Source organism: Hallella mizrahii, assembly GCF_009695775.1.
GTDB lineage: Bacteria > Bacteroidota > Bacteroidia > Bacteroidales > Bacteroidaceae > Prevotella > Prevotella mizrahii.
In genome coordinates this window covers 1-21,865 of record NZ_VUNG01000051.1, presented here as the reverse complement: position 1 = coordinate 21,865, position 21,865 = coordinate 1, and the positions used below count along the sequence as shown (strand labels likewise).

Annotated in this window: 18 protein-coding genes; all 18 read left to right on the top strand. The window is 37.9% G+C overall.

The features are described 5' to 3' along the window. Positions 1-221 precede the first annotated feature (221 nt). Positions 222-572 carry an HNH endonuclease gene (locus tag FYJ73_RS14105; protein WP_154535380.1) on the top strand — a complete coding sequence of 117 codons (351 nt, stop codon included), beginning with the start codon at positions 222-224 and terminating at the stop codon, positions 570-572. Then, a complete protein-coding gene (locus FYJ73_RS14100) occupies positions 553-1,944 on the top strand; it encodes an AAA family ATPase (RefSeq protein ID WP_154535379.1) in 1,392 nt (463 codons plus the stop codon). The genes FYJ73_RS14105 and FYJ73_RS14100 overlap by 20 nt, the downstream gene beginning before the upstream one ends. Continuing rightward, positions 1,937-2,863: a DUF4435 domain-containing protein gene (locus FYJ73_RS14095; RefSeq protein WP_154535378.1), complete on the top strand. Its 927-nt coding sequence runs from the start codon at positions 1,937-1,939 to the stop codon at positions 2,861-2,863. Before FYJ73_RS14100 ends, FYJ73_RS14095 begins: the two co-directional genes overlap by 8 nt. 617 nt (positions 2,864-3,480) lie before the next feature. Continuing rightward, a complete protein-coding gene (locus tag FYJ73_RS16010; protein ID WP_235899387.1) occupies positions 3,481-3,720 on the top strand; it encodes a DapH/DapD/GlmU-related protein in 240 nt (79 codons plus the stop codon). A 2-nt stretch (positions 3,721-3,722) separates the two neighbouring features. Then, entirely contained in the window at positions 3,723-4,973 is a 1,251-nt protein-coding gene (locus tag FYJ73_RS14085) for a glycosyltransferase family 4 protein (protein WP_154535377.1), read from the top strand. 335 nt (positions 4,974-5,308) lie between these two features. Continuing rightward, entirely contained in the window at positions 5,309-5,839 is a 531-nt protein-coding gene (locus FYJ73_RS14080) for an SGNH/GDSL hydrolase family protein (RefSeq protein ID WP_154535376.1), read from the top strand. 9 nt (positions 5,840-5,848) lie between these two features. Next, entirely contained in the window at positions 5,849-6,658 is an 810-nt protein-coding gene (locus FYJ73_RS14075) for a TIGR02391 family protein (protein ID WP_154535375.1), read from the top strand. 479 nt (positions 6,659-7,137) lie between these two features. Beyond that, a complete protein-coding gene (locus FYJ73_RS16215) occupies positions 7,138-7,752 on the top strand; it encodes an acyltransferase (protein ID WP_206081793.1) in 615 nt (204 codons plus the stop codon). 19 nt (positions 7,753-7,771) lie between these two features. After that, entirely contained in the window at positions 7,772-8,866 is a 1,095-nt protein-coding gene (locus FYJ73_RS14065; RefSeq protein WP_154535374.1) for a glycosyltransferase WbsX family protein, read from the top strand. 49 nt (positions 8,867-8,915) lie between these two features. After that, positions 8,916-9,563 carry a hypothetical protein gene (locus FYJ73_RS14060; RefSeq protein ID WP_154535373.1) on the top strand — a complete coding sequence of 216 codons (648 nt, stop codon included), beginning with the start codon at positions 8,916-8,918 and terminating at the stop codon, positions 9,561-9,563. Positions 9,564-9,788: 225 nt separating this feature from the next. Next, positions 9,789-12,284 (top strand): P-loop NTPase fold protein, encoded by a 2,496-nt coding sequence (locus FYJ73_RS14055; RefSeq protein WP_206081792.1) that lies wholly within the window; start codon positions 9,789-9,791, stop codon positions 12,282-12,284. A 75-nt stretch (positions 12,285-12,359) separates the two neighbouring features. Beyond that, positions 12,360-13,601 (top strand): DUF2971 domain-containing protein, encoded by a 1,242-nt coding sequence (locus FYJ73_RS14050; protein WP_154535371.1) that lies wholly within the window; start codon positions 12,360-12,362, stop codon positions 13,599-13,601. 21 nt (positions 13,602-13,622) lie between these two features. Beyond that, positions 13,623-14,909, top strand: coding sequence for an FRG domain-containing protein (locus tag FYJ73_RS14045; RefSeq protein ID WP_154535370.1), 1,287 nt, complete (start codon positions 13,623-13,625; stop codon positions 14,907-14,909). Between the two features lie 212 nt (positions 14,910-15,121). Further along, positions 15,122-16,579 (top strand): antiviral reverse transcriptase Drt3a, encoded by a 1,458-nt coding sequence (gene drt3a / locus FYJ73_RS14040; RefSeq protein WP_154535369.1) that lies wholly within the window; start codon positions 15,122-15,124, stop codon positions 16,577-16,579. Continuing rightward, positions 16,560-18,779, top strand: a complete 2,220-nt coding sequence (gene drt3b, locus FYJ73_RS14035; RefSeq protein ID WP_154535368.1) for an antiviral reverse transcriptase Drt3b — start codon at positions 16,560-16,562, stop codon at positions 18,777-18,779. The genes drt3a and drt3b overlap by 20 nt, the downstream gene beginning before the upstream one ends. Positions 18,780-18,943: 164 nt before the next feature. Then, the gene (locus tag FYJ73_RS14030; RefSeq protein ID WP_154535367.1) at positions 18,944-19,918 is read left to right on the top strand and encodes an AbiH family protein; all 975 of its coding nucleotides are present in this window, start codon (positions 18,944-18,946) and stop codon (positions 19,916-19,918) included. Positions 19,919-19,942: 24 nt separating this feature from the next. After that, on the top strand, positions 19,943-20,710 hold the full coding sequence (locus tag FYJ73_RS14025) for a glycosyltransferase family 32 protein (RefSeq protein ID WP_154535366.1): 768 nt from the start codon (positions 19,943-19,945) through the stop codon (positions 20,708-20,710). A 44-nt stretch (positions 20,711-20,754) separates the two neighbouring features. Next, a complete protein-coding gene (locus FYJ73_RS14020; RefSeq protein WP_154535365.1) occupies positions 20,755-21,540 on the top strand; it encodes a glycosyltransferase family 32 protein in 786 nt (261 codons plus the stop codon). Positions 21,541-21,865: the final 325 nt, after the last annotated feature.

Genomic DNA, 21,865 nt, shown 5'->3' with positions numbered 1-21,865 from the left:
TACGCTCAGATGCTGCCCGGACAACTCGCTATTGATTAACAAGTCTTAAATCTTACTCAGCCTAGCATAAAACGGGGTACTCGAAAGTACTCTGTTTAAAGCTGATAAGCAACAATTGGACATTTACATTTATATTGTTTAATTTTGACATATCTCTCTTACAGTGCAATTGTTTGGAGCATCAATTAACATATAAAATCTCACAGTTTAGTAAGCATAATATGGATGATAAAATATATAAAGATTCCGCGATCATTCAAAAAGTATGGGAAAAAGCTGCTATTACAGACGGCAAGAACCCAGACTTGTTACGTAAAGATTATGCCGGAGCTTGGATAAAGCGCGACGATTATAACAAGCTCTCAACCTATGGGTGGCAGATAGATCATATTTTGCCACTATCACAGGGAGGTACTGATGATATTGATAATCTTGTTCCACTTCATTGGCGTAACAATAAATCAAAAGGGGATGATTACCCACGTTGGCATACGGAAGTCACTTCTGAAAGTGATGCGAATATTTTAAAAAACAGACTTTGGAAAATCTCAGATGGAAATGACAGAAATTAGATCGTTTGCTATAACTGGCTTATTTGGGCAAAGAGATATTCATCTTTATATAAAAGATGGAATTTTAATTACTGTTGGAGAAAACGGTGCTGGAAAGACAACGGTACTTACAGCATTTTACTATTTCATTTCCTGCATGTTTGATGAATTATGTAAAATAGAATTTGCAACTGTTAGTATCAGATTTGATGATAGATTTTTTTCCTTTTCGAGAGATGAAATACTTCATTATGTAATGCAAATGAAGTCAAGCTTACATCATTCACCTTTTTATGCACGATTGAACAATAACCTCAACGAAGAACAAATATCAGAATTGAGAAATATTATTCATTCAAAAGGAAATATAATTCAGAAAGGGGAGGCCATAAATGAATTTCTAAAAGTATCGGACATCAATATCCCACTATCTACTATAGGGCTATTTCATGAAGTCAAAGGGTTAGTAGATGACCATGAATATAATTCAGTCGCTGAGTACGTGTCCTACAGAAACAAAGATACCAATAGAATTCTCTTTTTGCCAACATATCGTAGAATAGAGAAGAATATCATCAAGGATATATCACACAAAATAAATGAGAATTATCCTTTCGACATTGAAGATGAAAATGATCTTTTAAATGAGATAAAGAAGTTGGTACATTTTGGTATGGCGGATATTGAATCTAAGGTCAAAGAAATATTACTTAAGATTTCGGCAATATCAAGACGGAGGCTTAACGAAATGTCTACCAGCCTACTCAAGGAAGGTATTGATGGTTTTACCCATAATTATGAACTTCAAGAGGAGGACTTTAGGAAGATAGACAATATCCTACAACATAAGGAAACTGGACTGTCTTCTGAGGAAATAGCCCAATTACGATACTTGATAAAGACTAATCGCATATATGATGGAGCTCATAATGCATTGTTGTATCAGTTAAACAAGTTGACTGGTATTTATGACAGCTATGAGGAATATGATAAAAGCATTTCTGCATTTGCTGAAACATGCAACAAATACCTCTATGGTAAACATTTTGTTTATAATAGATATGAAATGACATTAGATCTTGAATACAATTTGAATAGAGACAACAATGGTATAAGAGAACGGATTGAACTTGAAAACCTTAGCTCTGGTGAAAAACAGATGGTTGCTCTTTTTGCTATGGTCTATCTTGATAAAAAGCCATTTTATCTCTTTATTGATGAACCTGAAATGTCCTTGTCTATTATTTGGCAAAGGACCCTGCTTGCAGATATCATAAAGTCAAATAAATGCAGACTTCTTTTTGCAGCAACTCATTCCCCATATATTTTTGAGGATGACATATTATTTAATCATACAATAGCTTTACAAGACTATACTGAATATTATGAATAAAGATGACGGATCAAAAAATAAGATAACACCTACAGCGTTAATAGCTTCTCTGGGGTCTGCTCAAGATGCATACGCAACTTTCCAGCAAGAGAAAAATAAACTTCCTAACTTTTTCTTTGCATTCTTTGAAGGACTTGATGCGGCTTATTATGGAATGATAATTAGAATGTTTCGTAATGATGTAGAGCCAATAAAGTGCCACAACAAAGAAGGAGTGAAGAAAGTCTATAAGAAGCTGAGTAATGAACCTAACTTTAACCATTATAAGACGGGTTTCTTTATTGATAAAGATTTTGACCTAAATGTTGATGAAGAAAAGAATGAAGATATTTTTGTAACTAAAGGATATTCGATAGAAAATTACTATGTTACCAAAGAGTCCTTTGAAAGAGTCCTTACTTACCATATAGGTTTAAAACGTTCTGATATGATGTTTTCAAAAATAGTTGACGAATACACAAAAGCTCAAGAAAACTTTAGCAACGCAATATTAGAATTTAATGGTTGGTACTGTGCTTTACGCAGACGTTACGGTGATTCAATGGGGCACTTAGATCTTGATAATAATAAAAAGGTATGTAAGGAACTCATTGACTATGACATTCCAAATCGTAAATTTCATCCTAAATTTAGCCACTCAAAGTACAAGACTTTTTTTCCTGATGCAGGTGTTGTGTCGACTAAGGAAGTAATTGAAGCAAGAAACTACATAGCAGAGGATTTAGTTTTAAGGTCTCGTGGAAAAGAGGAGCTAAAGTTCATGATTGATTTTCTCAATGATTTATGCACGAAATTCAAAGGAAAGAGACCTGATTTGCATACTGAGTCTTTTGGAATAGATCCTTTGAATCATCTTGTTAATTGTGCAGAGGTTGAAGAAAGACTAAAGAATTACATAAAGACAAGATTAGCTTCGTGAAAACGCATGAATAATATAGTGGCTATGTCAGAAGAACTACATAGGACTAGAATATTGGATATCAATCTTTTTGATGATGTAAATAAATTTCTAGAAAGAGAAGGTAAGGAAGTATATCTAGGCGTTTGAGACTGAAGGATAGATGCTGATGTAGGTTCCGGCATGAATTATTTTCAGACAATTCACAATAATCCTTATAAATATTTGGCATATGATTAAGAGCTACATAAAGGGGATGCTTACCATGCTGGCTTATTTTTATCCCTTTAAAGTACGATCTAAGGTCTATCATTTGCGTGAAATCTTATTTACCCAGTGGATAAGTCGTTATCTTGGCCATCTCGGAGAAGGTAGTACGATAGGCTTGGGTTGCCAACTACAGGGAGGTGGAAACAAAAATATATCTATTGGGATAATACGATATTGGTAAGTCACAATATTCTTGGCTGTTGGAAATCTCATAACGGAATAGATTATGATCCGCATATAATAATTGGAGATAACACAGCTATAGGTGAATATACACAGATCTCAGCTGCAAAAGAGGTAAGGATAGGTGATGGAGTGCTGACAGGACGTTTTGTCTATATTAGCGACAAAGCCATGGGATATCCTGTTTGACAGATTTAAAAATGCAACCCAGTAAACGGGATTTGTATATTAAGGGTCCTGTGGTAATAGAAGACAATGTCTGGATTGGTGACAAAGCAAGCATACATTCTGGAGTAACAATCGGTAAGGGTACTATTGTAGCATGTAATGCAGTGGTAACGAAAGACGTACCACCTTACAGTGTTGTTGCAGGAGTACCGGCAAAAGTCATCAAATCTTATATTTCAAGTTTGGAAGAAAAATAATTATGAAAGTTCTGTGGTTCGAAATAACAATACCGGGCAGATATAAAAATGATAATGCGCCTATTGCCGGATGGCAAGACTCCTTGGAGCAGATAGTACGCACCTGCAAAGACATAGATTTAACAATAGCTTTCACAGGTACAACAGGGATGATGCCCAAAACAGTCGATGGGGTCAAGTATATACCCTTGGTGCCACATTATAGTTTTTGGGAAGATAAGTACAGCCGCTATCACAACAGATGGACATCAGCCAACAAAGTGGTACCTCTCGCTGTAAAGTGTGTTGAAGATGTAAAGCCTGACATTATTCACTGCTTTGGGACTGAATGGGAATTCGGGCAAGTAGCTCGGTATACAAATATCCCTGTTGTCATCCATATGCAAGGCTGCATCGCTCCATATAATGATGCACTCTTCCCTCCTGGATACAGTGCCAGTGATGAAATTTTGCAAGCTGGCTTAAATATAAGAAAGCAATGGCGATTGTGGCGTGATCGAAATTTCAACCAAACGTGGGAAGACATGGAACAGAGTAATTTTAAAGCCGTCTCCAACTACATGGGGAGAACTGAATGGGACAAGCAACTTGTCGAAATCTTTCATCATGGTGCTAAGTATTTCCATGTAGAAGAAGCTTTACGACCAGCTTTCATTGAGACAGCACAAGAATGGCAACCGAAATTGGGCGATCATAAGATTCGTCTTATGACTACAGGCTGCCAGACTCACTGGAAAGGCATGGATACTTTGTTGAAGACTGCACATGTTCTTAAAGAACAAGGAGTTGATTTCGAATGGCTTGTTGCTGGTAATATGGGTATGAAGAAAGAGATTGAGCGTAAAGAGAGGCTGGCATTTGAAGAAAATAATGTTAAGTTGCTTGGGTTTACGGGTCCTGATGAATTGCAACAATACTTACTGTCCTCTGACATATATGTTCACACAGCGTATATCGACAATAGCCCTAACGCTATATGCGAGGCTCAATATTTGGGAGTACCCATTATCTCTACAAATGTTGGAGGAATATCGTCGCTTGTCAGAGATAACTCAGAGGGAAAACTCGTACCTGCCAACTCATGCTACAATATGGCCTATGAAATTATGTCGTTATCCCATGACATCACACGGCAGAAGAAGTATTCCTCGAATTCTAGGAAACACGCTATGGGAAGGCACAATCCAAAGCACATACTTACTCAGTTGATAAATTGCTATGATGCAATTGGTAAAAGAGATAAATTCGAGTAAATCACTTTGAATCAATATTATTTCTGATATCTTAAATTCCAATCACAGTATGTTAGCCATATCAATAGCACTCAATATTATTTTTTTAACTTTTGCGTTAGCTTTTGCCTATCGTAAAAAAGACAAAATTATAGAGAAGCTTGAAACTTTATATCTGGGGGGGTAGACCAAATAAAAAGGTTTTAAAGCGGTTTAATAATAGCAAGCTAACACCTATAAATAAGTCTGTTATAGTAGACGAAGCATATAGTACCATTAAGGTATTGTTCTTAGGTAATAGTATAGCACTCCATCCATTGGTGGAAGACTTTCTGCCTTGCAAAGACGTACGTGGGATGATGGCGACAACACCAGACAGCGACTACGTTCATCGCCTTTCCAAAATGATAGTTTATAATCATCATGTGAATGTCAAGTTCAGTGTTGTCAATATTGCTGACTTTGAACGAAATTTCAATAATAAAATACCGACTTTAACTTTGGTAGAAGGAGCAGAAATTAAGAAACCGGACATTTTGATTGTCCAAATAGGTGAGAATGTCTCTGAGGATGAAATTAAGGATCCACATAATTTTGAGGAGAAGTATATCCAGCTTTTAAGTTTGTTCCCGAATAATAAGCGGATTATCACCCTCCCTTTCTGGCCAAGCAAGCAAAAGCAGTATGCTATCACTAATGTAGCTATCCGGAGCAACTCATATCTCGTAGATATCTCCCATCTTGGGGATGGTACTGACAAGCAGAACTTTGCCTCGTTACAGAAGAAACATTACAGATTGCATGGTGTCGCTTCACATCCTGGTGATATTGGCATGCAGCATATAGCCGACTGCTACTATGCGACGATCAATGCAATCTTATATTAAAAAAAAGTTATGGCGAATCGACCTTGTTTAAAACTGGGTACAATTGAGAGTCTAAGCAATATCATTGGTGATACTAATAGTGGGCTAACTGGTACCAACATACACCGCTTACTTCTACAAGTTCATATTGAAGATATTTCAGAGAATGTACAAGGATTATCCAAGAGAAAGAGACTGTTCAATGCTCTTGTGAATTTTCAGAATGTCTATCATTGCTCTGACAATATTCTTAGATTTGTTCAACTTGTAGTCGACCCATCGAGATTCACATCCGATAAGACTCAATTTAATTATTATCGAGATGAACTGAACAAAGTCTTGGCTTTTGAAGGATATGAGATTCTTGAAAGTGGCAAGTTCGCCGTGGTTAATAAGGCTAGTACGATAACAGACGTAGAGATTCGAACAAATAATCTGAAAAAGGAACTCTCCAATCGTAAGGCGCATCATGAGATATTTAAGTACTGCACTAAGGAGCTACTTAATCGTGACTATTTCCATGCAGTCTTTGAAGCCAACAAAGGCCTATTTCAACGTATACGAGATTTGTCTGGTCTCAATTCTGATGGTAATGCGTTAATAGATCAAGTATTTAGCTCTACGCCAATTCTTATCATTAATAGTTATCAAAACCAGTCAGAAAAAGATGAACATAAAGGATTCTGTAATATCCTGAAGGGCTTGTGCGGTATGTTCCGTAACACTTCCGCTCACGAGCCCGCTATCTCTTGGCCCATTAGTGAGCAAGATGCTCTTGAGATCCTTGGCATGATTTCCTATTGCCATCGCAGACTTGACAATGCTCAGAAAATAAGATAATATCTTTATTTCTGAATATTCCTTGTCAGACAATTAGCGATAGTATCTTTCATATAAAAGTAAGCGTCCACAGAATGATGCATTGCTAAAATCTTTAAATACTGTTGCTTTTGTCCTTGACTATCGTGAATTCACCATGAAGGTGTCGTCCAGTTCCTATCGTTACAAACATACATTGTGTATATCACAGGCTGATGCAGATAGTAAAGCATAAGTTACATCGGGATTCATATAGTGGTGATGTCTTTCTTTTCATGAGCAAGATTGCTGAAGTATCTTCAAATCTTCTTCAAGAAGTTCTCTAAGGGCTGTCGTGACCACGCTTTGATGCTGCATAGGTACTTCGTTATTGATTAAAAGACTTAAAGTCTACTCAGTTTAACAGATAAAGATTACTCGAAAGTACCGTTTTAAGAGGCGTTAGGCAACAATTGAATGTTTACTAATAATAGAACGAAAATCTGAAGTTATTAGTCATAATGAAAGAGTTACTTATTTCTTTCCTTTCCTTTTTTAGTGATACTATTGTTATACGCAAATGGAAGAACTTTAAGAAAAGACTGTATTGTAAAAGTATATTTCGGCAATTTCACTTTGTCGGAAATAATAGTTATGTAGATTTTGGACTTCAAGGATGTGGGTGGAAATACATAGATATAGGTGTGAATACAAATATATCTAATGATGTTGTTTTGGAGTGTTGGGATCGGTTTAATGAACAGCACTTCAATCCATCTATGTCTCTTGGACAAAACTGCCATATAGGAAGTTACACTCATATTACGGCTATAGATAATGTAACTATCGGCAATGGTGTGTTGACAGGTCGCTTTGTGCTCATATCTGATAACAACCATGGTGAAGCCTCTTTAGTAGATATGCACATAGAGCCATTTCTGCGTAAGTTAACTTCTAAAGGGCCTGTTAAAATCGGCAATAATGTTTGGATTGGAGATAAAGCTGCTATCCTATCCGGTGTAACTATTGGCGATGGTGCAATCATTGCAGCCAATGCGGTTGTTACGAAGAATGTACCGGCATACTCAGTGGTAGCAGGTATTCCGGCAAAAGTCATAAAAGTTTATAAGTATTGATATATTAATCAGAATTAAGATGAAAGCAAGAGTAATTGCATTTTACCTTCCGCAGTTTCATGCTATTCCAGAAAACGATAAGTGGTGGGGAAAAGGATTCACAGAATGGACGAGTGTAAAAAATGCCAAACCGCTTTTTGAAGGTCACGTTGAACCGAAAGTCCCAGGTGAATTAGGATATTATAACCTCTTGGATCCTCAAATCCGAGAGCGTCAAGCAGAGCTTGCTAAGAGTGCAGGCATTGAGGGGTTCTGCTATTGGCATTATTGGTTTGGCAATGGGAAGCGGCTGCTAGAGAAACCTTTCCATGAGGTACTCACATCAGGAAAACCAGACTACCCTTTCTGCCTTTGCTGGGCTAACCACACCTGGGCACGAACAACTTGGGTCAACATATCTGGTAATACAGGCAAACAAATATTGATGGAACAAACCTATCCAGGCGATGAGGACATAATAATGCATTTTAATGCCTGTCTCCCTGCTTTCAAAGATCCCCGCTATATCCGTGTAGACAACAAACCTCTTTTTGGTGTTTGGGCACCTTTGGATATTCCAAACTTTGAGCATTTTAAAGACTTGTGGAATAAAATGGCGCGAGAAAATGGCATAGATGGTATCCATTTTGTTGGCTTGACCACAGATTTCAGACAGATTCCGGAAAATACGATGAGGTTAGGCTATGATGCCCTATGCTTAACAGGAGCAACAAGAGCAATGCGCAGAACTAGCTTTTGGAAGAATAGTATTATACCTAGATTGAGAAAGGTATTTCCCAATCATGTCTTCCTCACAAATTTTCCATACGAGAAGATCATTGAAAATTGGTTTAAAGGAACACGGTGCCATAAAGAAAACTATTATCCTTGTGTATTTCCCAATTATGACCGATCGCCGAGGGGCGGTGTAAAAGCAGTTTTATTCTACGGCTCCACACCTGCACTATGGAAGAAACATCTTCAGCAAGCAATAGAGATTGTTAAGAACAAAGAACCACAACATCGATTGATTTTCATTCGATCTTGGAATGAGTGGGGAGAAGGAAATTATTTGGAGCCAGATGCACAATTTGGAACTCAGTATCTTGATGTCATGCATGATTTGTTGAAATAGGTTGTAGACAGTGTTAGTAAAACAGTGTTAGTAAAATAACAGTTTGGTAATGTCAACCAAAGAGCTCCATACACTTCTATCACGTATACAGTTTGCTTCAGCAGCCCTGCTACAAAGAATACTGCTACAGACATTCTGTAATGGCGAGGAGCATGAGGGATGTCGGCATGAGTATGCGGTGACGGATCAATGGATCGGCAAGTTGTTTGGCTACCCTTGGGGTAAGGTCATCCGCTCTACTAAGTTCGAGCACATCTGTTTCCCTGAAGGTTATTGGTTCGAAGACACCCTCTTCTGTTTCATCTTATACAGCATGTGTACTAAGATAGAGACAATTCCCGATGACGTGTACTTATACCGTATTAACCCTAAGGGTATTTCCTCTACTTCCGTGGGCAATCCCAAGGTCATTGACAGCCTGCTTGTGACCCTCCAGTTGCTTGAAGATGCAAAGACATTAGGTTTATCCATGACCGCCCAACTCTATGATATGTTTCTCCGCCAGGTTCGTATGAACTACAGTCGCATCAGCACCCTCCACAACTCCTCCATCGACCGTCACGTCTTTGCCGCCACCTGCCGTGCTAAGCGTCAGTACTTCCCTACCGAGCATACCTCCAACCCTCATCTGAAACCTATCGAGCAGGCTCTTGACAAGCATGACTTCGGAAAGTATTGCGTGCTGTGTAGCATCTGAAAATTGAAAATATCTTTGATTGGGTTGTAAAGAGCTTTAAAGGGGACAAGTAAAGAGCATTCATAACAGGCTTAGAGAAAATAATTATAATGTGAATTAATGATGTCTACGGGGAGCCAACATAATAGTTCTTTATCTCTTTGGACAATATTGCTGTCAATTATGGCGATATTGTTTAACGAACCACTGTACACGTCACTGACGAGTATAGGATGGATTGAGACTGTGTATAAGGAACTGAAACCGAGCTTGAATTCTGATATTCTTGTATTAGTTGCCCTTGTTACGTCATTGTTAATTTGTGACAATGCTGTACAGCGGTTAAGAGGTAATGCTGCTGCTAAGTCAATTGCCGTGCTTTTACCTGTACTCGTTACAGTGATTTGTTTCCGCGTGTTTCATAGCGCAGAATATACCCCTTTCTACCTTTTTCCTGGGATAAAATACGCGGACGTACCGGCTGTAGTAATAATGTTATGCCTTTATGAGAGTCTGGCAAATATTGGAAAGTCTGACAAAGCTGAACAAATACCTGATGATGGAAATAAGCAGCAGGAAAGTCCTGGGCTATTATTTGATGATAACAATGCTAAAGACATTCTCGGAAGAATGGCTTCTGTAGGGCGACATGCGGAACTTCTTATAAGTGATAATAACAAGGGCGGCGCATTTGGTGTTGCTGTTACTGGAGGTTGGGGTACCGGCAAAAGTTGGTATATGTCAGCATTAAAGAGTGAATTGGAAAAACATAATGCAACTTGCATAAGCTTCAAGCCTTGGCTATATAGTGAAAAAGAACTTACACCAACATTCTGTAAGTTATTGGACAAAACCCTTCGTGGCAATGACATTGACACCAGCGATCTGAAAGCCTTGGCTGGTGATTTGCTTATGGAAACCGGCAGTATTGGTAAATTGTCATCCTATTTTATTAGGTTGCATACAAGTACAACAAGGGAAGAACTCATTGAAAATATAAAGAGCGAGTTAATTAGGCACAAAAAGCCTGTCTTCGTGTTAATGGACGAGTGTGACAGACTTAGCAAGAATGAACTGCTAAAAGTATTCAGCCTAATTCGAAATATCTGTGATTTTCCATATATATGCTATATCCTGTCTTACGACAAGCAGAAGATAGATATAATTCTTAAAGACGCTGGTGGTTTGGAATACGCAGCAAAGATGATAGACATCACCATAAATTTGGAAAATATATCCAACGCTGTTATAAAGGACAAGTTATCGAAGGAGTTTAACAGTAAACTCAATAAAGAAAACATCGCAGAATCTTTTGAGTCAATAGACTTTTCGAAGTATCTGCCTACACTAAGACAATTTAAGCGATTTTGGAATCAATTATTCCGGGATTACAAGGATCAGCAAGTCATCTTTGATAAGTTGTTCTTGTGTACTTCAGATTGGATAATACTTGAGCTAATAAAATATAGGAATAATAAACTATACTCCATTCTTAGGGATGAGCCTGGAAAAATATTGTCAACAGCGAATGATTCATGGAACTCTCCATCATGGGTGTATGAGGATAAAGTTGATTCTGATTTCTCTGAATATAAACCTCTTTTAAAATTTCTCTTCCCTAAGGAAGTTGAGTTAAGTAACAATGAAAAAGTATATGGAGTAGCAAACAAAAGTTGGAAACAGGCATATTTTGTTAATACACTGCCTAAGGGCTTTCATGATTGTCATGAATATGTGAATTGTCACGAAAATAAAACTTTTGCCGCCAATGTACTTTCATGGACAAAGAGAAAAGATAATGGACTGATCTATGTCATAGCTGGAAGTTTAGAATATCTTAGTTACCCAGAAATTTTAAAATGCTTAGTTGATTATATCTGGGCTTCATGCGACACAGCCTCATATATTCAATCATTGGGAAACCAATATAGCAAGAATGACATACCACATTCATATTGGTTCATACAAAACTTTGTTACAAGAAACCCGTTGCTAACAAAGGCACTTTTTCAGCTTATTCCTCCTTCTGAGAAAAGCGATGAAAAAATATTAGATGATTTTGTTGACAAGACTGAGAGAATATTAGAGTTAACAGCATTGATGCTATCCCTTCTCAGAAATTCCACAAGTAGTGATGACGTGGAATATTGGTATATTAAGGCTTACATTCCCATTCTTTTCAATCGGATTTTATCCAACGACAAAAAGAGCAAAAAAGACACTCTTGATATATTGGAAATTCTTTTTGATTGCACTTTAGAAAATACTTTTGAAGATCTAGTGCTGCCACTTGTTAAGGAAGATCCGAAAAGGTGGTTGGGGGCAACGATAACAATTGATAAAGTTAGGGATGACAATGAGTTACTGATATTAAACAGCAGGTATTCTCATGCCCTATTTGGTAAAAAAGATAATTGCATCCCATTTTTAGATAAAGTTCTGAATGTAAGTGAAGAAGAAAATAAGACATTCGTGGAAGATTATATCTCGCTATTCAAAAATTTGAGAGAGAACATACAACTTGCCTATGACCAGCGGGGTATTCCAAATTTCTATATAAGGCCCGATTTGCTTAACAAAGATAATTACCCCAATTTGATCTCAGCATTGTATGAACCTAATCTCGCTTTTATTCCGATTGGTCCTGCCATTGCTCAACTTGCAGGTACTCCATTTTGGAAGGGAGATGATTTAAGAATTGTTAGAAAAGAATCTGGTTTCTATTTTTCTACCGAATTATAAATAATAGTACAATAGTTACTATGATGAAATCAATTTTGAAACAGACTAAAATCGGAAGGATAAAGTGATAAGAATATGTCTAGACACTCTTTTAAGGAATTGGTAGAACTAATATCTAATAGGCTAGACCTCATTGAGGTTGACCGTGACAAGTTCACGTGTGAATCCATATATAACGAGGAAGAACTCATCGGATGGATTAATGTGCGCTATAATGGCAAGATCTTCGTTATATTCCAGTTTTTAGTCACCAATCTTCATAAAGACTCTTTGTTTAATGTTAGAGGAAGCTTTACCGTAAAATATAGAAAGTATTCAAAATGGTTTCAAGATTTTTTGGAAAATGGTGGAAATGACATTGTTCATGTGGATGAATTTTTCAAGGCACATTTCTTATCAAATGACAGATTTGATATTACCTACTTCCTTGATAAATATATTCCTATAGGAAATAAAGAAGGGAAGACTAAGATCGCGGATATGTTTGCAGATTATGGTATAGATAAGGATAAAATTGTATTTGACACTCATAAGAAAGCGTATATGGTGGAGCTGGACTTGTCGCAGTACTTGCAACAAGAAGATAAAGAAGATACTAACAGTAATACGATTCGACTTTATAAGTACATGTCCCTAGACACATATTTGTGTATGCTCAACAACCAGACATTCCGTATGAATTCCATTATCTCTATGAATGACATATATGAGGGCGAATGGATTCACCATTTACTTTATGGCTCTGACAAGAATGATGATAATAGACTTCGTGTAGATAATATTGAGCACAAGAATATATTGGTTACGTCTCTTACAGACCACAGAGATGATGGTTCTATGTGGAGACTCTATGGAAACAATGGTTTGGGTGTCTGCATGGGTTTTGACATTCGTAAAAGTGATGCCTTGAAAGTCATCTATATAAACGAAAAAGACGAGAACTTTCGTAAACTACATGAAAAGTTGTCAAAACTGAATCAGGAAGGTATCTCATTATCTTTCAAGAGTGCGCAAGACATGCAATATATTGTGAAGAGCTCAACGTTTAACGTAGAGAACGAGTATCGCTTCATTTTCGATGCTTCATCAGAGATATTAAAAGTAACCAACTACAATAGTCTGCTTTCTAGCTATAAGGACTTCCCTATAGATTCAAAGACTGGAGGTATAGAAGGATTGCCATTCGGTATTAAAAGTGTTATCATTGGCCATTCTATTCCTAACTATAATACAAACATCTCCATCCTCATGTCACAGACCCACGAAGTATTTCCTTCTGTGTCTATCTATGAGAGCGAAGTTAAGGAGATACGTTAGGACAAATAAAGGCTAAATACTATGCTGTCACTGCAAGAGGTTATAACTGACATTGAGGAATCAAAGAAAAAGCGAGACGCGGCTGGTATGATGTCCGATATAAACAAGGACATATACAAGAAGATGACAGATGGTCATTTTGAGGCGGTTTTGACTGGCATTGGTGACGAGAAGTGTCTCATACCAGAAGAAGTTTTCCCTTTCTATTTATATCGTGGTCAGAATGAAGAGTTTATACCCTGTGTGCCATCGTTATACCGCGGAAAAGCAACGGAACCGGATATATTCCTTAATAGAATGCGATTAGTAGAATTCAAGCATCTTCTTGACTCCTATCCAATTGTTGATGGATTCTTTAAGAAAAATCATTTTGTAGTTGATGTAGAAGGCTTAGCGCAACACTATGGACTTAAGACTTCAGTACTTGATTTAACAAGAAATCTGGATATTGCTATTTTCTTTGCAGTTTGCAAATATAACAGTAACACAGACTCTTACGAATATTTCAATGATAATGAACCTCATACTGGGATAATATACGTTTTCGATCCTATCTTCGACAACGAACCGATACCTAATAATGATACTGACATATATAATGGTAACATTCGGCCTATAGGCTTGCAGCCTTTCCGTCGTCCTGCTGCTCAGAAAGGCTTTTCCGTTCATATTAAAAAGGGCAATAGTATTAAGTGTTATATTTACAAGTTTACATTTACTTGTAAAGATTCCAAGAGATATTACGATATGTTTGACCAAGGAAACAGACTGTGGATTAAGGATGAACTTGTTGATAAAGCTAAGGCCATCTCAATTGAGAAGGATTTTTCATTCAAGACATTTAATGAGGCTTATTTTCATTTTAAACCTAAGGGATTTTCCAAAAAGAAATTGATGAAGCAGTTAAAAGAAGATGGCATAATATTTGGTTCAAGAGCAACTCAAGTACGTTTCTCATTGGAAGAAAAAGAGAATATTATAACAAGATGGAATAAAAGTAGTGGCAAGGAGTTTGCTGACAGTATTGTAAGGAAACCATCATTTGATCACGAAGGAGTTGACAAATATGGAGCATTTAAAGGAATCAAGAATAGGAAAGATTTCAGAAACCTACACATGATTTCCTTTGGATACAATCTTCTCCTTATTGCAAGCCCGGATAAACCGATAGATTCAGAATGGGTAAACTACATGAATACCCCTGCACCAAAGAAAAATTCAAAAGAACATGGTGAAATGGTACCAGCCCATTGCACAAATTTATTTGGCAAGACTTACCTAACGGAAGAAGATTGGAAAATAAAATAATCGCCAAAATATACAGGATTAGCACTTTATACATCTTTGAAATTCCCTAAAACATGGACAAACAAATTACTGTCATACCAACAACTCCCCCAGTTGGTCAAGGAGCTTTCTATAAAAAAGAATTCTTTGATCCTAATGGTGACCGTATGCATACAGTTGTGTCCGTCAACGTACTGACATAGTAGCAAAAGGAATCGATATACATATCAGTCATGCCAATATTAGATCAATCTTTCTCTACTGATAATTTTGAAGTCATATACAATCTTCTCTCAAGAAAGGGGAAGGTTAATATTGACAAGATGCCAGAATCGTATAAGGATGTTGTGGCAGAAATCAAAGGTGTCAATGAACGGCTGAAAGAACTGAATCATAAGAAGAAATCGGCGTGGACTGAAGATGAGACTGCTGAACACCAAGCTTTACAGGATAAACGCAAGGAACTCAGAATAAAGAAGCATGATGAACTGTTGAATATTCTCTCTTCCCTTGCGAAAGAAGTGAGAAGCAACACTTTCAAATTTGATTTGAGCATACAAAAGTATCGTGATAACGAGGAGTTCGTAATTGATAAGGCTAATCGGGCAGCATACTATGCGATGTGCCAACTCCAACACAATATGAAAAGGACCTTCAATATTGAAATGGAATCACGACACAGTATCATGGTCTCGATTAAGAGGTTACTCAATACTAAAACTCCTCTGTATGCAATCAGAACAGATGTCTCGGGGTTCTTTGAATCGATACCTCAAGATCCACTGTTAGCTAAGATTGAGTCAAACAGCTTACTAAGCTACAAGTCTAAGAGCTTTATCCGCGCTATTCTCAAGGAGTATAATGAGAAGAAAGATACTTCGGCGGTTGATGTCAAACACGGTGTACCAAGAGGTGTTGGTGTAAGCAGCATGCTTAGCGAAATCTATATGCAGGACATTGACCGTGAACTTAAGAACAGACAGGAAGTCATATTCTATGTCCGGTACGTAGATGATATCTTCATGCTGCTGGCATCAATAGGCAGTCATGGTAGTATTGAGGATTATTATAAGGATTTGAAGACCTTTTTCATCGGTAAGGGCCTTTCGTTAAAGGATATTGGCGACGATAAGTGCAAATTGCTTGACTATGTGAATAAAAGTCGACCTAACGATAGTTTCTATTACTTGGGGTACGATATTAAATTGACTTATAAAGCAAGTGATAAAGAGCTGAATGCAGAATTTAGCCTTTCAAAAAAGAAGAGGGACAAGCTAAGAAATCGTATACAAAATGCATTCTTACATTTCGAGAATCTTTCGAAAGTTGACCTAAAGCAGGCCAGGCGTGATTTGTTGGATGCCTTACGCCTGATATCTGGCAATATCCGACTTCGCAATTCAAAGAATGGAATTAAAGCGGGACTATACTATTCGAATGACCTACTCGATGAAATTGGATTGAAGGAACTTGATAAATTCACTCAACGTATTCATCACATGTCTTTGAATGTCCCGGAAGAGACTATATCAGATGACAAAGAGCGGAGAGAATTCGTAAATAAGCTGAAGATGCGTATTGAAAAAACTGATTTGGTGCAGTCTTGGAAGAACAGAACCATGTATAATATCCACATGGACCGTCTATCTGAGATTATGAAGTGGCTGGATTATGGGAAGGAAGAAAATTAAACTTCGCTACAAGAAAGAGCGTGTACTTTTCAGTGACGTGCTGCCCTATGAAGTTCCTCTCATCTTCTCTAATCGGTTCTTCTATCGATTTCTAGTTAAGAATGAAATCAGAATTGAAGATGACAAGATCTGTTGGAAGAAAAATATCAGTAATGAGGAACTCTCCATATTGGGATTTATTCTGAATGTTGAAACGGACACACTTCAAACTAAAGGATCTTATAGCATAAAGGGAAAAGACCTCAAAAGTTTTTGCCGGATACCATTTACTTATCGCATTCTGCATAAGCCCAACAAGGCAAGAGAACTGACAGTCATTCATCCGGCCAATCAGATATTGATGGTAGATTTCTATGATAAGTACAAGCCATTGATACTCTACTACACCAATCTTGACCGTTTCTCCCTACGCCACCCCAACAAAGTAGCATGCTATTTCTACTATAGAGATAAGCTGCACCACACATTGCTGGGGCGTAAGGCTGATAATATCGAGCTGTTTTTTAATGAGTATGAAAATCTCAGGACCTTCTTCAGCTATAAGAAGTACAACAATATATATAAGTTCTATGAGGACTACCGCTATCAGCGGGCCGAGAAGAAGTTCGAACATCTGCTGAAGTTCGACGTGCAAAGTTGCTTCGATAGTATATACACTCATTCTATCGCATGGGCTACAGGTGGCGGACGTGAACTATATAAGGAAAATTTCAAGGGATCGGATGACAACTTCGCCAGCAAGTGGGATACTCTGATGGAGTTGATGAATTACAACGAGACTAATGGCATAGTCATTGGCCCCGAGTTCTCAAGAATCTTCGCCGAAGTCATTCTCCAGCATATTGACGCAAGAGTTGAGACAGAACTGCGCCAGCAAGGCTACAATATCAACAAGGATTATGAGTGTTATCGCTATGTTGACGATTTCTTCTTTTTCTATACAAATGAGGAAGTAAAGGATAAAGCGATGGTCTTGTTTGCCAATACGCTGAAAGAGTTCAAACTAAATATCAGTCAAGAGAAGACATCTCAATTTGATCGCCCATTTATTACTGATATTACCCGGGCAAAGGAGCAGATTGATATCCTCATAAATGATTCCTTGAAGTACCATCAGGAGGAAATGACTGTGGAGCCAATTGCTGATGAAGAACTTGACGAGAATACTGATGGCAATGATGAAGATAGCGAAAGCAAGGTCGACTCAAAAACTGTAGAAGAGGCCATAGCTGATAAATCCTACTTTTACTTAGATGCTAAAGCATTCAATGTGCGGTTCAAGTCTATACAGAAGGAATGCAGTGTCACAAGCAAAGATATTGTCAACTATACTCTGGCAAGAATAGGCAGAAAACTCGAAATCGGTCTGAAGAAGTTTGACAAGCAATTCAAGACCTTGTCGATAGCATATACAGATGAGAAGAATCCAGACCTTCGCTTGAAGTGCGCGGAAAAGAAGGAAAAGCTAGAGAAAATGCTTTCCCGCTATCTGATTGCCGTTCTTGATGCGATATTCTTTCTCTACTCTGGCAACAAGCGAGTAAACACAACGCTGAAGATGCTCACGATATTGAACGAGATCATAATCATGCTAGACAATCCCTATCAGGTGAAGAAAGATACTGTCGTTCGCTTTTCAGACAATATAAGGAATCTCGTATTTAAGAAGGTACAGGATGAACTATCACTTGTCTTCCAGGTCTCAAAGCTGGATGAAAACTCTCAGATAGAAACTCTGTACTTCCTTGTTATTTTGAAGAATCTCCGGAGTAAATATCATCTGCCAAATGCAATATTGGAAAAGTATCTTTGTGTAAAGAAGAAAGATGGCATGGTCATCACATCCAATCTGAATGCTTTCGCTATACTTATCCTGCTTTATTACTTCGGCAATGAGCAGCAGTATCAGGAACTGAAGAAAGCTCTGATGTATTCTGTAAAAGAGAAGTTCAGAAATACGCCCGAGAAGATAAGACGGATAACGACTGAACTCACCATTTTAACCTTGGATCTGTTGGCATGCCCGTATATCGATGATGAGGATAAGATGGACATAGCAAAGGTGATGAAAATCTCTGACGTGGATTACAAAAATATGAAAAGGCATTTCAAGCATCATCCCTTTATGTTTACGAAATGGGTTGGTGTTAATATGACAAAGGAACTGAATGCGAAGACATCTCAGGAAGTATACTCCTAAAAGAGATGTTGTAACATTCGGCATGGTGTCCGAGTACAACCCTCAGCAACTTCACACACATAACTCGGCACAGCTGGTCACGGATCAGCGTATAGAGGTTTTGTGGGCTGGGCCTCTACTTTTTTTAAAAATAATTGTCTAGGATTGTATAAGGAGGATAATATATGACGGGCTACCGTAAAAATCGATTACTCATACTTGGCAACGGCTTCGATGTTGACTTGGGCATGAAGTCAAAATACTCTGACTTTGCAAAAAGTAAGGTTTGGCAAGAAAAGATAGAGAATAATGCGCTCATGTTGAGCCGTAATGGCTTATTAAGGGCTCTTGTCGATGCTAAAGATAAAGACGCATGGTTTGACATTGAAAGTACCATGATGCACTATATCAGGAAACAGGAGGAACAGCATGAAGCAAATGGCTACCAATTAGCAAGTACAGACAGAGAAGAATATCAAGTCATTTGCTCAGCATTGAAGGAATATTTGAGTGATGAATCAGAAACATTTCATATGAAGAATGATAGTGTAGCTGAGATTGCCTTTAAAGACTTGATGGAAGTAGGGCTTTTCCATAAGATTTATACTTTCAACTACACGGATATAAATGATCTTGCAGATAGATTGGGCGTTCATGCTCAGCCAGAAGTGTGTCATGTGCATGGCTCATTAGCGCAAGATGATGACATTATACTGGGTGTGGAGGGGGAGCATATTATTCCAAAGGACTATAAGTTCATGTATAAGTCTTCCAGTAAGTACTATCGCTCCAACAACCTCTATGAAGATTTGAATAGTGCTAACGAGATTGTTTTCTTCGGGCATTCTATCAACGGGATGGATTTTGTCTATTTCCACCATTTCTTCAAAGTGCAGAGTGACGATGAGGCAACTGGATATAAACGCAAGTATATTCGTATCTTCACTTACAACAATGATTCGGCTGATGATATAAAATATAGCCTTCGCGAGAATGGCATACAACCCAATAAATTGTACGCGCTTAATAACTTCGATGTCATCCTCTGTAAGGATTTAGAGAACGGAGACAAGTTTGAGATGAAAAAATATGAGGAATTCAAGAAAGATATATCCAGAATGAGTACATCTACAATTCATACAATTGCTAATAGTTTATAGGGAAATTTAAAACATAAGATGATTATGATACCGAAAATTATACACTTTTGTTGGCTCAGCAACGATCCGATACCGGAGAAGTTGCAGGAGTATATGGCCTCATGGAAGAAGTATCTTCCAGACTATGAGTTTATGAAGTGGGATTTTAACCGCTTCCCCAAGGAATCATGTCCATGGGTGAGCGAGGCCTTTGATGCGAAGAAATATGCCTTTGCAGCTGACTACATAAGAATATATGCCCTTTACAAATATGGCGGCATATATCTTGATATGGATGTGGAGGTGTTGAAAAAGTTCGACGATTTATTGAAGTATCCTTACTTCCTTTGTTCAGAACATACAGAAGGTGGTCCAGAAGTTGCAGCGTTTGGATCAACGGGGGGGGCAGAATGGCTAAGGGATTGGCTTGACTACTATAATGGTAAGCATTTCGTCAATGAAGATGGTAGTTTAAATACAAAACCTCTACCCAAGATCGCAATTGAGCAACTTACTCAAAATGGCTATCATTTTGTAACGATAAAAAGGCCGGAGGATATAGCTGAAAATAAGAACTCAAAAGACATCTGTCTGTTGCCGAGTGACTACTTTAGCCCCAAGAGCTACGCAGATGGAAAAATATATTTAAGTAACAATACTTATTGCATACATCATTTCACTGCCAGTTGGAAGCCAATAGAGCAACGGCTTGAACATAAATTCTGGAATTTGTTAGGATTACGACCACATAGAATCATGTGGCACGTTGATAATCTTTTAGATAAGATTAAAAATAAGTTCCGAAAGAAGTGAATAGGCAAACCAAAGGCAATGATGTTGCAGCAAATCATTCAAAGATGATTCCCAAGATTATTCATTACTGTTGGTTCGGCGGCAATCCCCTGCCGGAGAGTGCGAAGAAATGCATAGCGTCATGGCGAAAGTTCCTGCATGACTATGAGATTAAGGAGTGGAACGAAAGCAACTTCGACGTGAACATCATACCCTATACGGCGGAAGCTTACAAGGCCAAGAAATACGCCTTTGTTAGTGACTATGCTAGGTTCTACATTCTGTACAAGTACGGAGGTCTGTACTTCGATACCGATGTCGAGGTAATCCGCAACATGGACGATATCATAGTCCGCGGTCCATTCATGGGTTGCGAGGGTGAAGCCAAGCAACCCATGAATGGAACGCGGGATAAGGCGACGACGCTAGGAGTCGCCCCCGGTCTCGGTCTGGGGGTAAACCCCGGCCTCGGTCTGGGGGTAAACCCCGGTCTCGGCCTATACAAAGAAATCCTTGATTTTTATCAGCCTTTGCACTACATCCTTCCAAATGGAGACTATTGCAGTGAAACGGTAGTCACTATTACAACAAAACTATTGTGCAGCAAAGGACTAAAGTACACAAACAATGTTCAGCAGGTGGATGGTATTTGGATATATCCAAGAGAATACTTCTGTCCTAAGGATTATGCTACAGGAACGCTTCATATAACAGGAAATACACGTACCATCCATCATTACGATGCAACATGGCTGCCTTGGTATGTGAGCTTTGAACATAAATTATGTTCGCTACTCCATATTAGATATCGGGACATTCTTAACAGAATGTTCTTCAGTAAAACATTTTAAAAATAACACCATCATAGAAATCTCTACGATAATGAATAAAATCTATAATATATTACTTATTCTTGTAATATTCTTTGCTCAAAACGTGATGAATTTCTTGGGCATAAGCGACAACAAGCCGATTTATGCGATATATATGGCTATAGCAATATGTTTGATTGTTGTCAATAGAAATAGCATTATCAGAAAAAACAAACGTTTTCCTGTTTTCCACGTTAATAGCCGTTAACGGCCGTAAATCATTAAAAATCAATAAAGTGACACTTTGTATTTGGATTTTTGGGTGGCGCAAGCTATCTTTGCATCATGTTCGTACACAAGAAAC

Coding starts and splice junctions, on each gene's coding strand:
- FYJ73_RS14105 (WP_154535380.1), top strand. CDS start 222: ATGGATGATAAAATATATAAAGATTCCGCGATCATTCAAAAAGTATGG.
- FYJ73_RS14100 (WP_154535379.1), top strand. CDS start 553: ATGGAAATGACAGAAATTAGATCGTTTGCTATAACTGGCTTATTTGGG.
- FYJ73_RS14095 (WP_154535378.1), top strand. CDS start 1,937: ATGAATAAAGATGACGGATCAAAAAATAAGATAACACCTACAGCGTTA.
- FYJ73_RS14085 (WP_154535377.1), top strand. CDS start 3,723: ATGAAAGTTCTGTGGTTCGAAATAACAATACCGGGCAGATATAAAAAT.
- FYJ73_RS14080 (WP_154535376.1), top strand. CDS start 5,309: ATGATGGCGACAACACCAGACAGCGACTACGTTCATCGCCTTTCCAAA.
- FYJ73_RS14075 (WP_154535375.1), top strand. CDS start 5,849: ATGGCGAATCGACCTTGTTTAAAACTGGGTACAATTGAGAGTCTAAGC.
- FYJ73_RS16215 (WP_206081793.1), top strand. CDS start 7,138: ATGAAAGAGTTACTTATTTCTTTCCTTTCCTTTTTTAGTGATACTATT.
- FYJ73_RS14065 (WP_154535374.1), top strand. CDS start 7,772: ATGAAAGCAAGAGTAATTGCATTTTACCTTCCGCAGTTTCATGCTATT.
- FYJ73_RS14060 (WP_154535373.1), top strand. CDS start 8,916: ATGTCAACCAAAGAGCTCCATACACTTCTATCACGTATACAGTTTGCT.
- FYJ73_RS14050 (WP_154535371.1), top strand. CDS start 12,360: ATGTCTAGACACTCTTTTAAGGAATTGGTAGAACTAATATCTAATAGG.
- FYJ73_RS14045 (WP_154535370.1), top strand. CDS start 13,623: ATGCTGTCACTGCAAGAGGTTATAACTGACATTGAGGAATCAAAGAAA.
- drt3a (WP_154535369.1), top strand. CDS start 15,122: ATGCCAATATTAGATCAATCTTTCTCTACTGATAATTTTGAAGTCATA.
- drt3b (WP_154535368.1), top strand. CDS start 16,560: ATGGGAAGGAAGAAAATTAAACTTCGCTACAAGAAAGAGCGTGTACTT.
- FYJ73_RS14030 (WP_154535367.1), top strand. CDS start 18,944: ATGACGGGCTACCGTAAAAATCGATTACTCATACTTGGCAACGGCTTC.
- FYJ73_RS14025 (WP_154535366.1), top strand. CDS start 19,943: ATGATACCGAAAATTATACACTTTTGTTGGCTCAGCAACGATCCGATA.
- FYJ73_RS14020 (WP_154535365.1), top strand. CDS start 20,755: ATGATTCCCAAGATTATTCATTACTGTTGGTTCGGCGGCAATCCCCTG.